The 15,058-nt window shown below is 56.2% G+C and carries 13 protein-coding genes; 7 read left to right on the top strand and 6 right to left on the bottom strand.

From position 1 onward, the window contains the following. Positions 1–344 precede the first annotated feature (344 nt). The 5 genes from A6U95_RS15010 to A6U95_RS15030 form a co-directional block, all read right to left on the bottom strand. Positions 345–689, bottom strand: a complete 345-nt coding sequence (locus A6U95_RS15010; RefSeq protein ID WP_065685033.1) for a PTS fructose-like transporter subunit IIB — start codon at positions 687–689, stop codon at positions 345–347. 20 nt (positions 690–709) lie between these two features. Then, positions 710–1,606: a [formate-C-acetyltransferase]-activating enzyme gene (locus tag A6U95_RS15015; protein WP_065685034.1), complete on the bottom strand. Its 897-nt coding sequence runs from the start codon at positions 1,604–1,606 to the stop codon at positions 710–712. Beyond that, the gene (locus tag A6U95_RS15020) at positions 1,572–3,869 is read right to left on the bottom strand and encodes a formate C-acetyltransferase (protein ID WP_065685035.1); all 2,298 of its coding nucleotides are present in this window, start codon (positions 3,867–3,869) and stop codon (positions 1,572–1,574) included. The genes A6U95_RS15015 and A6U95_RS15020 overlap by 35 nt, the downstream gene beginning before the upstream one ends. A 64-nt stretch (positions 3,870–3,933) precedes the next feature. Continuing rightward, entirely contained in the window at positions 3,934–4,254 is a 321-nt protein-coding gene (locus A6U95_RS15025) for a PTS fructose-like transporter subunit IIB (protein ID WP_021181481.1), read from the bottom strand. A gap of 58 nt (positions 4,255–4,312) precedes the next feature. Beyond that, positions 4,313–5,392 (bottom strand): PTS fructose transporter subunit EIIC, encoded by a 1,080-nt coding sequence (locus tag A6U95_RS15030; RefSeq protein WP_024531120.1) that lies wholly within the window; start codon positions 5,390–5,392, stop codon positions 4,313–4,315. Positions 5,393–5,752: 360 nt separating this feature from the next. On the opposite strand from A6U95_RS15030, the gene ptsP reads away from it, so the two are divergent. Both ptsP and fsa read left to right on the top strand, forming a co-directional pair. Continuing rightward, positions 5,753–8,254: a phosphoenolpyruvate--protein phosphotransferase gene (ptsP, locus tag A6U95_RS15035; protein WP_065685036.1), complete on the top strand. Its 2,502-nt coding sequence runs from the start codon at positions 5,753–5,755 to the stop codon at positions 8,252–8,254. A 51-nt stretch (positions 8,255–8,305) separates the two neighbouring features. Continuing rightward, the gene (fsa, locus tag A6U95_RS15040; protein ID WP_065685037.1) at positions 8,306–8,971 is read left to right on the top strand and encodes a fructose-6-phosphate aldolase; all 666 of its coding nucleotides are present in this window, start codon (positions 8,306–8,308) and stop codon (positions 8,969–8,971) included. A 104-nt stretch (positions 8,972–9,075) separates the two neighbouring features. Here fsa and A6U95_RS15045 read toward each other — a convergent pair whose 3' ends face one another. Next, complete coding sequence (locus tag A6U95_RS15045; RefSeq protein WP_065685038.1) at positions 9,076–9,903, bottom strand: dienelactone hydrolase family protein; 828 nt, start codon at positions 9,901–9,903, stop codon at positions 9,076–9,078. Between the two features lie 302 nt (positions 9,904–10,205). On the opposite strand from A6U95_RS15045, the gene udp reads away from it, so the two are divergent. The 5 genes from udp (at position 10,206) to A6U95_RS15070 (ending at position 15,022) form a co-directional block, all read left to right on the top strand. After that, positions 10,206–10,967, top strand: a complete 762-nt coding sequence (udp, locus tag A6U95_RS15050; RefSeq protein ID WP_024485456.1) for a uridine phosphorylase — start codon at positions 10,206–10,208, stop codon at positions 10,965–10,967. Positions 10,968–11,125: 158 nt separating this feature from the next. Further along, entirely contained in the window at positions 11,126–11,908 is a 783-nt protein-coding gene (locus tag A6U95_RS15055) for a tyrosine-protein phosphatase (protein ID WP_065685039.1), read from the top strand. 86 nt (positions 11,909–11,994) lie between these two features. After that, complete coding sequence (locus A6U95_RS15060; protein ID WP_065685040.1) at positions 11,995–12,525, top strand: DedA family protein; 531 nt, start codon at positions 11,995–11,997, stop codon at positions 12,523–12,525. A 292-nt stretch (positions 12,526–12,817) separates the two neighbouring features. Next, complete coding sequence (locus tag A6U95_RS15065) at positions 12,818–13,600, top strand: histidine phosphatase family protein (RefSeq protein WP_024531112.1); 783 nt, start codon at positions 12,818–12,820, stop codon at positions 13,598–13,600. Between the two features lie 108 nt (positions 13,601–13,708). Further along, the gene (locus A6U95_RS15070; protein ID WP_024531111.1) at positions 13,709–15,022 is read left to right on the top strand and encodes an OprD family outer membrane porin; all 1,314 of its coding nucleotides are present in this window, start codon (positions 13,709–13,711) and stop codon (positions 15,020–15,022) included. The last annotated feature ends 36 nt before the right edge of the window (positions 15,023–15,058 follow it).

The following is a 15,058-nucleotide window of genomic DNA, read 5'->3' on the forward strand; positions in this document are numbered from 1 at the left end:
TACGTAATGACATGGCAGATCTCTCATTCCACGGCATAAGCAGCTCCACTCAGAAGTACTCATACCTATGTTGTAAGTGTCTACCATGTCCCCGAACAAGTGTTCATGATGTCCTCGGTCTGTACACTCCCACAGGGAGAGGGAGCTGATAGCCCCTGTTCTTTTGCAGGTAAAGAGGCCATCTCAGTAAACGCAATCGTCCCCCTCATCCAAGGTGAGTCACTATAATTTCAGAGATACTCGATGGGTCCCCGCATCCAAGGTGAGTCACTATAATTTCAGAGAGGCTCGATCGGTCCCCTCTCCTTGGGGAGAGGGTTAGGGTGAGGGGGCTAACACAGCAGTTAAACCACGCGGATATGCGTTTCCTGGGGTGAAGCGGCGGCCTTGCGTACCGCACTGAGCGCCTTTTCTGGCGTGCGTAGAAAGGTGTTGATGCCGATCTGCACGCAGCGGTGATGTTCAAAACGCTCACTTTCCGCCAGCAGAATGTCGCTGATCAACAGCACCACGTCGGCCTGCGCCAGATCGTCCGCCGTCAGAGAATTTTCAATCCCCAATGCGCCCTGGGTTTCTACTTTGACCGGCCATTTCTCCTGCGTGCACAGTTTTTCCAGCCGCTCGGCAGCCATGTAGGTATGGGCGACCCCGCTGATACAGGCCGTTACCGCTACGAGTTTTATCGTCATGTCAGCCCCTTTGCTTCTGTTCAACCGCCAATGATCACTCGGTAACCTGCCTGTTGCGCCATCGCCTGCAAGGGAGCGATCTGTTGCTCTGTCGGGGCTGCTACGCCGCGCATGGCATATTCGCGCCCCAGCAGGGTATATTTCGCCTCGCCATACTGATGAAAAGGCAACAGGTGGATCTCTTGTAGCCCAAAAGGCGCCAGAAATGCCAGCACCTGCGCCATATTCTCCGTGCTCAAAGTGTAGCCGGGTATTAACGGCAGGCGTGGGATCAGGTTAACTCCGCGCTGCACCAGCGCAGTAAAGTTTGCCAGTACCCGTGGCAGATTGATGTTCAACTGATGTTTGGCGGCCTCGGCATCCATGATTTTCAGGTCGAACAGGATTTGATCGCAGTATTCTGCCAGGGCCAGCACTTGGGCCTGCGAGGCATCTCCGGCGGTTTCGACGGCGGTATTGATGCCCAACGCCTGCAAGCGTTGCAACAGCTGGGTGGCAAACTCGGCCTGCATCAGCACTTCTCCGCCGGAAAGCGTCACTCCGCCGCCGGAAGTGCGATAAAACACCTCATCCTTGAGGATTTGCTGTAACAACGCCTCCAGCGTGATGTTCTGCCCGATCAGTTCCATCGCCCCACTTGGGCACTCTTGTGCGTCGTTCAGGCAGGGCTGGCAGCGCAGGCATTTGGCCTCGCGGCGTACGCGGTGGATCTTGCCCGACATCGACTCCGGGTTGGCACACCAAGGGCAGCTATGTGGGCAGCCTTTGAAAAATACCACGGTGCGGATGCCGTGGCCGTCGTTCAGCGAATAACGCTGAATATTGAAGATCCGGGCCTGCGGCTCTGCGGGTGTTGCCCGGGAAAACCCGGGCGTGATCAGGTTACAGTTGATGCGCTGTACGGCGGATGATGTCATCCTGGATCTCCTTCGACAGCTCCACGAAGAATGCGCTATAGCCGGCAACACGCACCACCAGCCCGGCGAAGTCCTGTGGCCTGGCCTGCGCTTCCTTCAGCGTTTCGGCATTCACCACGTTGAACTGCACGTGCTGTAGCTTGAGCTTGGTAAAGGCTCCGAGGAAGTCTGCCAACTTGTTCAGCCCTTGCTGGCCTTCCAGCGTGCTGGGGGTGAATTTTACGTTCAGCAGCGTACCGTTGGAGAGCAGGTAGTTATCCAGCTTACTCACCGATTTGAGTACCGCCGTCGGCCCCTGGCCATCCTGGCCGAGCATGGGTGATAGCCCACCATCCGCCAGTTGTTCCCCTGCATAGCGCCCGTCTGGCGTGGCACCCACCACCGCACCCAATGGCACGTGGGCAGAAACGGTATAAGAGCCAGGGGTAAATTGGCCGCCACGCGGGTTACGATACTGTTCCACCTCTTTGCAGTAAAATCGCAGCAGATCGGCGCTGATAAGGTCAACTTCGTCGATATCATTGCCGTATTTGTCAAAGCGGTTAATCAGCCGTGCGCGGATCTTTTCCCCTTCCGGCGTGGCAAAGTTGGCCTTCAGCGTGGCCAGCAGTTCATCAAAGCTCAGGCGTTGTTGATCGAACACCAGGCCTTTCAGGGCAAACAGCGAATCGCTCAGGTTGGCGATGCCGATGCCCTGTACCCCGGAGAAGTTGTAACGTGCACCGCCTTCGGTGATGTCTTTGCCGTGTTGCAGGCAGTCATCAATAAAGGAAGACAGCAGCGGCACCGGTGCCCAGTCGCGGTGGCCGATATCGCAGATGTTGCTGCCTTCGGCCATCAGCCGGACGTAATGGCGGATTTTTTCACGAATGTGATCCAGCAATTGCGGATAGGTGAGGCTAGCGTTGCCTTCGTTATCCAGCAGCGTCAGCTCCATCACTTTCAGCAGGTTGAACATGGCAATGTCGTGCAGGCCGTAGGTACGCCCTGGGATCGACAGCTCAACACAGCCCACCACCGCATAATCACGCGCATCTTCCAGTGAGACACCACGGTTCAGGAACGCTGGCACCACCACTTCATCGTTAAAGATTTGCGGAATACCGGTGCCGAGGCGGATGGTTTCGGCGGTTTTCAGCAGGAATGGCCGATCGATAAACTCATTGACCCGCACGCCCAGGTTCGGCTGTGGTAGGCGGATATTCTGGTACGCATCCAGGCACAGGAACGACAGCACGTTTACCGCGCTGCGGCCGGTTTCCGTCAAGCCGCCCAGCAAGATGGTGTAACCGGTAGGGAAACCCGCGAAATAACGTGCGCTGGAGGTGGAGCGCAGTAGCACGATGTCGTTGCATTTCACCCACAGGCTTTCCAGCAACTCCTTCAGGAAGGCCGGATCCTGCCCCTGATTGAGGGAGGCTTGATAAAACGGCAGCATGTACTGATCGAAGCGGCCCAGCGACAGTGAGCTGGCGTTGGATTCATACTGCAAAATGATGTTCATATACCAGAACAGCTGGCACGCCTGGTAGAAATCCTGCGGCTTGTGGTGGGCGTTGTGGCTGGAGATCTCGGCGATGCGCAGCAGCTCGGCGCGGCGAGTCTCATCGCTGCATTGCTCCGCCATTTGGCGTGCCAGGCTGGCATAGCGCAGGATATGGCGCTGTGAGGCTTGTAACAGCAACAATGCTGCGGCATAGAACGCGTTGTCTGGCTGCTGCTGCGCATGGCTTTGCAGTTCGGCTAGCAGGCTATCCAGGCCGTTATTCAGCAGGCGCGGGTAATCGATGATGATATGCCCTTGGCCCTTGTCCGTCTGGTTGACGCTGAAAATCTGGGTCTGGGTGGCGGTTTTAACCTCCTCTGACATCTGGCCGTTGATGAAATCCTTCATCGAACGCTTTTCCCAATAAGGGTAAAGCTGCTCGCGATACACCTGTTTGTCCGCTTCGGAAATGGCAAAGCGATCCTGCGGACGGGTTGGGAAAGCATCCAGCTCTTTCAGCAGCCAGTAAGGGTCCATCTCTGGCGACACGATCCCGGCACGCGGCTTCACCGTACGGTTACCGGCAATCAGCTCATCTTCCCGCAGGGTGATCGCTACGTGGTCGAGAATATAGGCGGTTGCCTTGGCACGGCGGATGATGGTCGGTTCTCCCTCGGTCTGCCGGTGGCTGGCGGTATAGAGCAGTGCGCGCTCAAGTGAAATTTCGCGCGGGGCGGAGAACAGGGCGGCTTTTAGACGTTCGATCCGGGAGAGCATCACATTTTCCTTTTGTGCGGTAATGAGGGCGGGAAAACCCGGCACGTCGTGCCGGGCTGTGCGGTTAGGCCTTTTGCGCTAAGTGGGCGGCAATTTTCTCCATGATGGCATCGGCTCGTTTTACCGCATCGCTGATGGCCACGCGTACCACGGTTTTCCCTTTAAAGCGTTCTTCAAACTTGATGCCGATATCCTTGGTCAGGATCACCACGTCGGCGGCGGCCACATCTTCGGCCGTCAGTTCGTTTTCCAGGCCGATGGAGCCTTGGGTTTCCACCTTGCACTGCCAGCCTTGAGCTTTGGCGGAGCGCTCGATGGCCTCGGCAGCCATGTAGGTATGGGCAACGCCAGATGGGCAAGCGGTTACAGCGATAATCATGGTCATATTCAATTCCTCAACGTTATCCGTCGTCTCTCAAGACGCAGCCTGAGAGCGTATTTATTCAGTTAATTTCGAAATCCAGATCCAGATCGTTTTCCTGTGTGGCCTTGTTGGCCTGTTTCTTGGCGGCAAAGCTTTTCAGCAGGTTAACCAGCAGGGCAGTGACTACCATGCCCACCAGCAGCGCGGCTACGTAACCCAGCTTGCCTTCAACTACCGGCAGCACAATCAGACCACCCCAACCGGCGTAGCACTGTGCTCCCACCAACGCGGCGGTCACGGCGGCGCAGGCAGAACCGATCATGATGGAGGGGATCACGCGCAGCGGATCGGCGGCGGCGAACGGGATAGCCCCTTCAGTAACGCCGACGCAGCCCATCAGCAGCGCGGCTTTACCCGCTTCGCGCTCTTCCGGGGTGTAGTATTTGCGGCCAATCAGCGTGGCGAATCCCAGGCCGAGCGGCGGGGTGGCGATGGCAACGGCCGCGATGGCGACCACCGAATACACGCCCTGAGCGACGCAGATCAGCATAAAGGCGTAGGCCACCTTGTTAACCGGACCACCCATGTCAAACGCCAACATCAGGCCCATGATGATGGCCAGCACTACGATGCTGCCCTGCTGCATACCTTGCAGCCAGTGAGTCAGGCCGTTGGTCAGCGCGCCAACCGGTTCGCCCAGGCCCCACATCATGATGCCTGCGGTAAGCAGGGTGCCGATGATTGGGATCACGAAGATCGGCATCACCGAGCGCAGGATCTTCGGCACCGGGATCTTCTTGAGATAGAACACAATAATACCGCCCAGCAGGCCAGCGATGATCGCCCCGAAGAAGCCAGCCCCGAAGGACGCGCCCACCCAGGCCCCAATCGCCGAGGGAGCCAGTGCGGAGCGATCCGAGATGGAGTAGCCGATATAGGCCGCCAGGAAAGGCACCATCAACGTCAATCCGGCCACGCCGATATCGAACAGTTTTTTCAGGTTAGGGTCCGTTGCCGCATCGGGGACTGCCCCTTTGCCATACAGCATCACGGAGATGGCCAGCAAAATGCCGCCGGCGACCACAAACGGGATCATATGGGAGACGCCGGTCATCAAGTGCTGGCGTGTGTTTCTTAGAATATTGAGTAGCTCTTTCATCGTTCACTCCCTGGCCGCGACCAGCGTGCTTCTGAGATAAAACCACCGGGGAATGACCCCTGATGGATAAAGGTTGTTGGCTATCACAATAGGCATCTGGCGGTACTATCAACAGTGGATAAAATTGCCATTTACTGGATTTTTGTATTGTCAGGAGAAAAGTGCGATCTAACTCAAAGTGTGCGACAGAATAAACCGGGCTTGTGGAAACGGGGTTTGTGAGCGGTATCGCATTTATGCCGTCAGGATACATTTGTCCAGTGTTTGACATTTTTATCCGATAGCCCTGGGCCGCGCTGCGCTTTTATCCTTGTGGCAAACCGGTGTTGTTCACCGCTGCTTTGGTATGAGGAAAGAGTGATGGCGAAAATAGTGACGTTTACCTGCGTGCTGCCCAACGGGGTACATGCCCGCCCAGCCAGCCATATCGAAACCCTGTGCAACGGTTTCCGTTCCCGCGTTGAATGGCACAACTCACGTAGTGGCCTGCGTGGCGACGGTAAAAGCGTGTTGTCACTGATCGGTACCGATACTTTGCTGGGCGATGAATGCCGCATCACCATCGAAGGGGAAGATGAACAGGCGGCGTTTGAGCGCCTGAGCCAGTTTATCCAACATGAATTCCCGCACTGCGACGAAGCACTGCCGCAAGTGGATGGCCAGGCGGAGCAGGAACCTATCCCGCAGTCTCTGGCTAACCTGAACCCAACGCTGGTGCGCGCTCGCTCCGTCAACCAAGGCACCGCGAATGGCAAACTGGTGCATCTGGCGCGGGTGGATTTAAACGCCCTGACGTTGCCGCCTACGCAATCTGTTGAGCAGGAGCAGCAGCAACTGGCCGAAGGGTTGACGCGCTTTGGCAAGGCGCTGGATCTGCAACTGATGGGCGGTAACGGAACCACCACGGCGGTGCTGGAAGCGCATTGCTCCTTGCTGCGTGACGGCGCATTCCGCCAGCACCTGCTTGATGGTGTGCTGGCCGGGGAAAGCTGTGCCGCCGCCATTGTGGCCACCGCAGCCCACTTCAGCCAGCAACTGGCACAGTCTGCCAGTGCCTATCTGCGCGAGCGTGAACTGGATATTCGTGATGTCAGCTTCCAGCTGTTACAGCAAATTTATGGCGAGCAGCGCTTCCCGGCGCAACAGGCGCTAAGTGTAGACAGCATTTGCATCACCGATGAGCTGACCCCGAGCCAATTCCTGGAGCTGGACAAGCGTTATTTGAAGGGCCTGCTGCTGGGCAGCGGCGGTAGCACCTCGCATACGGTGATCCTGGCACGCTCCTTTAACATTCCAACTCTGGTTGGCGTTGATGCCGCTGCAATGCTGCCATATTTGAATCAATCGGTGCAGATCGACGGCGATCTTGGGCTGGTGGCTTGCGATCTCAGCGAACCGGTTCGTCGTTACTATCTGCAGGAGCAGTGGCTGAGCGAGCAGATCCGCAGCCAGCAAAGTGCCTATCTCGATCAACCGGGGCGCACGGCCGACGGTGTGCGGATGGAAGTTGCCGCCAATATCGCCCATGCGGTAGAAGCAGAGGCGGCCTTCAGCAACGGTGCAGAGGCAGTAGGCCTGTTCCGTACCGAAATGCTGTATATGGATCGCCTGACTGCGCCTTCCGAAGATGAGCTTTACAACATTTACTGTCAGGCAGTGGAAGCCGCCGCAGGCAAGACGATCATCGTGCGCACCATGGATATCGGCGGCGACAAGCCGGTGGATTATCTGAACATCCCGGCCGAGAACAACCCGTTCCTCGGTTACCGGGCGGTGCGTATCTATCAGGAATTCCTGCCGCTGTTCCGCACCCAGCTCCGCTCGATCCTGCGCGCTTCGGCACACGGTCCGCTAAAGATCATGATCCCGATGATCTCCTCAATGGAAGAGATCCTGTGGGTGAAAGATCAACTGGCCGAAGTGAAGCAATCGCTGCGTGCCGGGCAGATCCCGTTCGACGAAAAAATCCCGCTCGGCATCATGCTGGAAGTGCCTTCGGTGCTGTTTATCATCGACCAGTGCTGTGAGGAGATCGACTTCTTCAGTATCGGCAGCAATGACCTGACGCAGTACCTGCTGGCGGTGGATCGTGATAATGCCAAGGTCATCAAGCACTACAACAGCCTGAACCCAGCGTTCCTGCGTGGGTTGGATCATGCCGTGCGTGAAGTGCACCGCCACGGTAAATGGATCGGCCTGTGTGGCGAGCTGGGGGCGAAAGGTTCGGTGTTGCCACTGTTGGTGGGGATGGGGCTGGATGAGATCAGCATGAGCGCGCCTTCCATTGCCGCCACCAAAACCCGCCTGGCCAAGTTGGATAGCCGCGAATGCCGTTTACTGCTCAACCGGGCCATGGCCTGCCGTACGTCGCTGGAAGTTGAGCACCTGCTGGCCCAGTTCCGCATGGAGCAAAGCGATGCGCCGCTGATCACGCCGGACTGCATTGCCCTGGGGGCCGATTGGCGTAGCAAAGAAGAGGTGATCAAAGGGATGGCGGATAACCTGCTGCTGGCCGGACGCTGCCGTTACCCACGTAATCTTGCCGCCGATTTGTGGGCGCGTGAGGCGGTATTCTCCACCGGGCTGGGCTTCGGTTTTGCCATTCCGCATACCAAATCTGAACATATTGAACAGTCCACCATCAGCGTGGCCAAGCTGGCGCAGCCGGTCGTCTGGGGGGATGAAGAGGCGCAGTTTGTGATCATGCTGACCCTTAATAAACATGCCGCCGGGGACCAGCATATGCGGATTTTCTCCAAGCTGGCGCGGCGCATCATGCATGAAGGTTTCCGTGACGCACTGGTGAACGCAGTGTCTGCCCAACAGGTAGAAGCATTGCTGAAACAAGAGCTTGAACTGTAATCCATTTTTGGGCGCTGCGGCGCCCTTCATTTTTAGCCTTGAGGAGCAACTATGGAACTCTATCTGGATACTGCCGACATCAATGCGGTGAAACGCCTGGCACGTGTGTTGCCGTTGCAAGGGGTGACAACTAACCCGAGCATTGTGGCTGCGTCACGCACGTCGCTATGGGAAGTGCTGCCTGCTTTACGCGATATCATCGGTGGCGAAGGAAAATTGTTTGCCCAGGTGATGGCGGCCACGGCCGAGCAGATGGTTGAAGAGGCGGTGATGCTTCACCGGCGTGTTCCTGGCCTGGTGGTGAAAGTGCCGGTGACGGGGGAAGGGCTGGCAGCGATCAAAATCCTGAGCGGCATGGCTGTTCCAACGTTGGGAACGGCGGTGTATGGGGCGGCGCAGGGGCTGCTTTCTGTCTTGGCAGGGGCGGAGTACGTGGCGCCTTATGTTAACCGAGTGGATGCCCAGGGCGGCAATGGTATTGCTACCGTGCAGGAGTTGCAGCACTTGTTAGAACTGCACGCTCCGCAGGCCAAGGTGCTGGCCGCCAGCTTCAAGACTCCGCGTCAGGCGTTGGAGTGCCTGTTGGCAGGTTGTGAAGCTATTACCTTGCCGGTTGATGTCGCAGAACAGTTGATCAGCGCCCCGGCGGTGCAGGCGGCGGTTGAGAAGTTCGAGCACGATTGGCACGGTGCGTTTGGCACTTTGTCACTGAGCTAAGTAGGTGGCTTAACTGACAAGCATCAGGGGCACTCGCTGCCCCTGAAACTGCTGATATTCCTCACCCAACTTGGCATGTGGGGGGCGCTGCATGCTGCGCCCCTCTATTTCACACCATGCTGGCTGAACCAGGCCAACATGCGCTGCCATCCGTCGGTGGAAGCCTCCGCGTCATAGCTTGGCCGGTAATCGGCGTGGAAAGCGTGACCCGCTTCTGGATACACCACGATTTCCGCATCGGCATTGGCCGCACGGATCGCCTGGCGCATGGTTTCCACCGTTTCCTGCGGAATGCTGCCATCCTGGCCACCGTATAGCCCAAGTACCGGCGCCGAAAGATCGGTGGCGATATCAACCGGATGCTTCGGCGAATTCAAGGTTTTCTCCCCCACCAGCTTGCCGTACCAGGCCACCGCCGCTTTCAGCTGCGGATTATGCGCGGCATACAGCCAGGTGATGCGGCCGCCCCAGCAGAAACCGGTGATCGCCAACTTGCTGGCATCGCCGCCGTGGCGCGTTGCCCAGTGCGCAGCGTGATCCAGATCGGCCAATACCTGGCTGTCTGGCACCTTGCTGACCAGCTTTTGCATCAGCTCGCTGATTTCGCTGTACTCTCTGGCATCGCCCTGCCGGAAATAGAGTTCTGGAGCGATGGCCAGATAACCCTGCTTAGCCAGACGGCGACATAGATCCTGAATGTGTTCATGGACGCCAAAAATTTCCTGCACGACCAGCACAATTGGGAACGGCCCTTGATGATGGGCCGGTTTGGCGATATAGGCTGGCAGATCGTCCCCCTGCGAAGGGATGGTGGTTTCCCCCACGTGTATATCCTGCACATCGGTCAGAATGGTTGAGGTGGCCAACGGTGCGACGGCCGGGGTAAATCCCCCTTTGGCCTGTTTTAACGTTATTTGTTGTTCTGTTTTCATTGATTGCAGGCTCCATGCGTTAGAGAAAAAGCGCGGCAGTTAACTATAGGCAGATTAGCGCTTATTAGCACAGCATGGCGAATTTTCGCGCAGGATAGCAATGGCTGCTCAGGCAGCAACTTGGTATAAACTGAGTGGAGATTAAGCGTGCTAGGGTTTTTTATGTGATTTAAATCACAAAAATAATGTAGATGAATTTCTGTTTCTTTATTCAAGGTGATGATCATCACGAAATTTAACAGCGATTGTCAGTAGAATCTCTGTTTGTTCCTCCCAAAAACCGTATCCATGAGGAGTCTCCCATGTCTCAGTCTGACGTTTTCCACCTCGGTCTCACTAAAAACGATCTGCAAGGCGCTACATTGGCCATCGTCCCTGGCGATCCGCAGCGTGTTGAGAAAATTGCCAAGCTGATGGAAAACCCGGTTCACCTGGCTTCCCACCGCGAATTTACCTCTTGGCGTGCAGAACTGGATGGCAAGGCAGTGATCGTGTGCTCAACCGGTATCGGTGGCCCGTCTACCTCTATTGCCGTTGAAGAGTTGGCTCAACTGGGCATCCGTACCTTCCTGCGTATCGGCACGACCGGTGCCATTCAGGCCAATATCAACGTGGGCGACGTGCTGGTGACAACTGCCGCTGTGCGCCTCGACGGTGCCAGCTTGCACTTTGCCCCAATGGAATTCCCGGCAGTGGCGGACTTTGCCTGTACCACTGCGCTGGTTGAAGCCGCCAAGGCCTGCGGTGCTACCACGCATATCGGCGTAACCGCCTCTTCCGATACCTTCTACCCAGGCCAGGAGCGTTACGACACCTATTCCGGCCGTGTGGTCAGCCGCTTTAAGGGCTCGATGGAAGAGTGGCAGTCGATGGGCGTGATGAACTATGAAATGGAATCCGCCACCCTGCTGACCATGTGCGCCAGCCAGGGCCTGCGTGCGGGAATGGTTGCCGGTGTGATCGTTAACCGCACCCAGCAAGAGATCCCGAATGCGGAAACCATGAAGAAGACCGAAAGCCAAGCGGTGCAAATCGTCGTCGAGGCAGCTCGCCGTCTGCTGTAATCCAAATCCTCGTTAAAAGCGGGCCGTTTGACGGCCCGTTTCCCCTTCTGTTACGGTTATCCCCCTCTGCGTCATGCTGCTGGCCTTCTGTTGTTGGTGTTTACCGATTGCTGGCTGATGTGGCGGCATATCCCGAGACAATCAATGTAAGGACGTCTATGACCGCTCAGATCCTGCTCCATCCTTCACTTGCGCCGCTTGACGGTGGTATCAACTTCCGCGATTTAGGCGGCAACAGCGTGGCCGATGGCCGCCGTATCAAACGCGGGCTGCTGTTTCGTTCCGGTGCTCTGGATCGCTTGAGTGAAAACGACTGTAGCTACCTGGCTCAGATGCCAATGCGTTCGGTGCTGGATTACCGCGACTTCGACGAAGTGCAGGCCAAACCTGACGTGCTATGGTCGGGAGCCGACTATTACCACGTGCCGGCCAATCCGCTCAGCAGCGAAGTGAATGCCAACCTTGAAAAACTCACCGACGAAACGCTGGCCAAGTTTGATGCCCGGGCTTTTATGCTGGAGCTGTACCGCCGCCTGCCGTTTAATAACGCCGCCTATCGCCAACTGGCGCAGTTGCTGGCTCAGCCTGAAGGCGGTGCGATTGTGCAGCACTGTGCGGTAGGTAAAGACCGTACCGGAGTGGGTTCGGCGATGGTGTTGCTGGCGCTGGGCGCGGATGAGGCTACGGTAATGGAAGATTATCTGCTGACGGAAACCACGCTGGCGAGCTACCGTGAACACATGCTGGATCAGATCTCTAGCCGTCTGAACGACGCTTCGGTGGCGCAGTTTGCCTATGTGCTTAGCGCACGTGAAGAGTTCCTGGCGACCGCGTTGGGTTGCATTCATCAGCAATATGGTTCCAGCAGCCGTTGGTTGGAAGCCGAATATGGGCTGGGGCAACGCCAGCTCGAGACGTTGCAGGCGCTCTATCTGGAATAACGGCGCCATGTTTAACCGGAGCTTAACCAGTGAGGTAGGGTACTACGTATCCTTGAGGTCGGATCCGTTCTCAAAAGGAGCAGGCTATGAGCCTCAATGACGTGATTAACTGGGTTAGCGAAACAGTGCGCCAGCATGAAGCCTGGGCGATCCCGATCGTCTTCTTCCTGGCGTTTGGCGAGTCGCTGGCCTTCCTCTCGTTGTTGTTGCCTGCCACGGTGATTCTGCTGGGGTTGGGGGCGTTGATTGGCGAGAGCGGCATTGCCTTCTGGCCGGTCTGGGCTGCGGCCGCCGCCGGTGCCTTCTTTGGTGACTGGCTCTCCTATTGGGTAGGTTATCACTATCAGGGGCGTGTCGCTCATATGTGGCCGCTGTCACGCAATCCACAGCTGTTGGTGCGTGGCCATGCGTTTTTTGAGCGATGGGGCGTGCTGGGCATTTTCTTTGGGCGCTTCTTCGGGCCGTTACGCGCCGTGGTGCCGCTGGTGGGGGGCATCTGTGCCATGCCGCAAACCGCGTTCCAGATTGCCAATGTGGCCTCGGCAATGGTCTGGGCTTTCGGCATCCTGGCACCTGGCGCCTTTGGTATCAAATGGTTTACCCAGTGGATGGCATGAACCGGTGCCGTGCCAATTAGCCTCATATTTTAATTATTCAGTGTCACAGTGAGAATTCGATCACGAATTTATCCTTATCCGGTGCTTTTTAATTCCCTTATTTTTTTAACAGTGTTACTTTCCCAATAAGTGGATTGTTACTGTGAATAAACAGGCAAAACCCAAACCCGTTGACGAACCAATGTCATGGGTTTGGGTTTTTTTTCGCCCTTATTTTGGCAAATGATCTGCCGATGATTAAAAAAATTAACCTATAGACGTTATTTTGTTCACTAAGGAAAAAGTAATGAAAATTAAAACCTGGCTGCTGGCCTCCGTAGTTGCCGTTTCCTCTGCTGCGGTTTTCAACGTAACAGCCGCGCAAAGCGATAGCGTCGATATCTATTTTGCTCGCCACGGTAAAACGCTGCTCAATACCTACGATCGCGTGCAGGGCTGGGCTGACTCACCACTGACACCGGCTGGGATCGAAACCGCGCGCTATCTGGGTGCCGGGTTGAAGGGGATCCCTTTCGATAGCTTCTACACCAGCGACGCTGGCCGCCAGCGTGAAACGATGCAGGTGATCCTCAAGGAAATGGGCAAGTCGGATGCCAAGGTCACGGAACTGACCGACCTGCGCGAAATGTTCTTCGGCGGTTTTGAAGGGCGCGCTAACGCAGAAATGGCCGACGCTGCTGCCAAGAAGCTGGGCCTGGCCTCAGGTGCCGAGATGTTCAAGCAAATGGGCGAAGGCAAGATCAGCCTGATCCCGATGGTGGATGCCATCACGCAAAGCGATGATAAGCAAGAGGCGGAAAGTGCGCTGCAGGTCAAAACCCGTATGCAACGAGCCTTGCATACCATGGTGCAGAATGCCGTAAAGAATGGGGATAAAAACATCCTGGCGGTCTCTTCCGGGCTCTCGATGCAGATGATGATTTCCGATATGACCGATAACCCGAACAAAAATAAGCCACTGACTAATGCGGCAGTCGTCAAGATGACTTATAAAGACGGGAAATATACCGTAACCGATATTGGCGATATGACTTATGTCGCTAAAGGGAAAGCGTTACTAAATAAAGCACCTTGATTATTACCCAATAAAAATAACGCACCCTTTTGGCTCAGGGATATTATCTGAGGCGATAGCATATCGCCTCGGCAGGGATTTTCTATACCTTTTTCGGGGATAACAATAATGAAACGTTCTGCTTTAAGCTGTCTGGTCGCTATTTCGCTATTCTCCACTGCGGCCCAGGCCAGCGTTGATGACGTCCTGGATTCGCCCTTTTTCAGTGACAGCCACGCTGAACTGTCGCTGAAAAACTACTGGAAGTACCTCAAGGAAGATGCCGCCAACCCAAAAGAGGTGCATAACGCCTGGGGGCAAGGGCTGGCGCTGGGTTATCAGTCTGGCTATCTGGCGGACTTTATCGGCGTTAATCTCGATTACTACAGCGCGGTAAAGCTGGGTGCCAGCGATTACTTCAATACTCGTGGGGTGCTATATAACAACGGTCCCGGCAACAGCAAAGAGAATGCTGCTGGTTATAGCAAGGTGGGCCAACGCTATATCAAGCTGAAAGGCGACGTAGGTGGCGCGGCGCTGAATGCGCAGGCTGGCTGGCAGGTGTTGCGTAACTACGGCGTGATTTCCACCTCCACTCGCCTGTCGCCTACGACTTACCTGGGTTGGTCCGGTGGCGTATCCGGTGCCGGGCTCTCTTTGCGCGGCGCGTATGTTGAACGTTCTATGGATCGTAACTCCCCTGACAGCCTGCGTTTGCAGACCAACGATGGCCGCTATATCAACCATCTCGCCAGCGCTGAGTTGGGCTATGAGAATAAACAATTTAATGGGCAACTGGCCTATGGGGAATCTCAGGACTATTTACGCCGCCAGATCTTGCGGGTGGGGTACAAAGCCAATGAGAAACTCAGCCTGGGCAGCCAGATTTACACCACTCAGGCGCTGGATGACTATAAACAGATGGCGCTGAGCAAGCGCAACTTCGATCATAACGCCAACCACTATGCGCTGGATGCCAAATGGCAGGAACCGCTATGGAGCGTCAAGGTCGGCATCGCCCATACGCGAGCACCGAAGGGCGACGGCCAGCTTGGTTTCTACCCGCGCCATATGTCCAAAAATTCACGCGGTACCTTTACCTCCATGGCCTATGCGGGTGAAGACTATATGCGCGATGGCGAAACCATGCTGGCCACCATGGCAGAATACCGCATCACGCCTGAGTTTACCGCCGGGCTGGCGGGCAACGTGGGCCAGTTTAGCTACCAAGGTGCCGCGGTGCGTACCGGTGAGATCAACGTCTTTGGCCGCTGGGCTCCCTCCCATCCCAAGCTGAAAAACCTGACGGTATTCGCCATGGCTGGGCCAGGTTGGTCTTATAAGAACAGCAATAAAACGCCGATACTGGTGGATGGGCATTCGCAGACCTCCCACTCGCTGTCCGGCGAGTTTATCGCCGAATATCGCTTCAAGCTGTTTTAACCTGCCTTATTAGCGCGGTACCGCCGTGGTTACCGC

Origin of the sequence: Serratia sp. 14-2641 (assembly GCF_001692375.1) — a bacterium.
Lineage (GTDB): Bacteria > Pseudomonadota > Gammaproteobacteria > Enterobacterales > Enterobacteriaceae > Chania > Chania fonticola_C.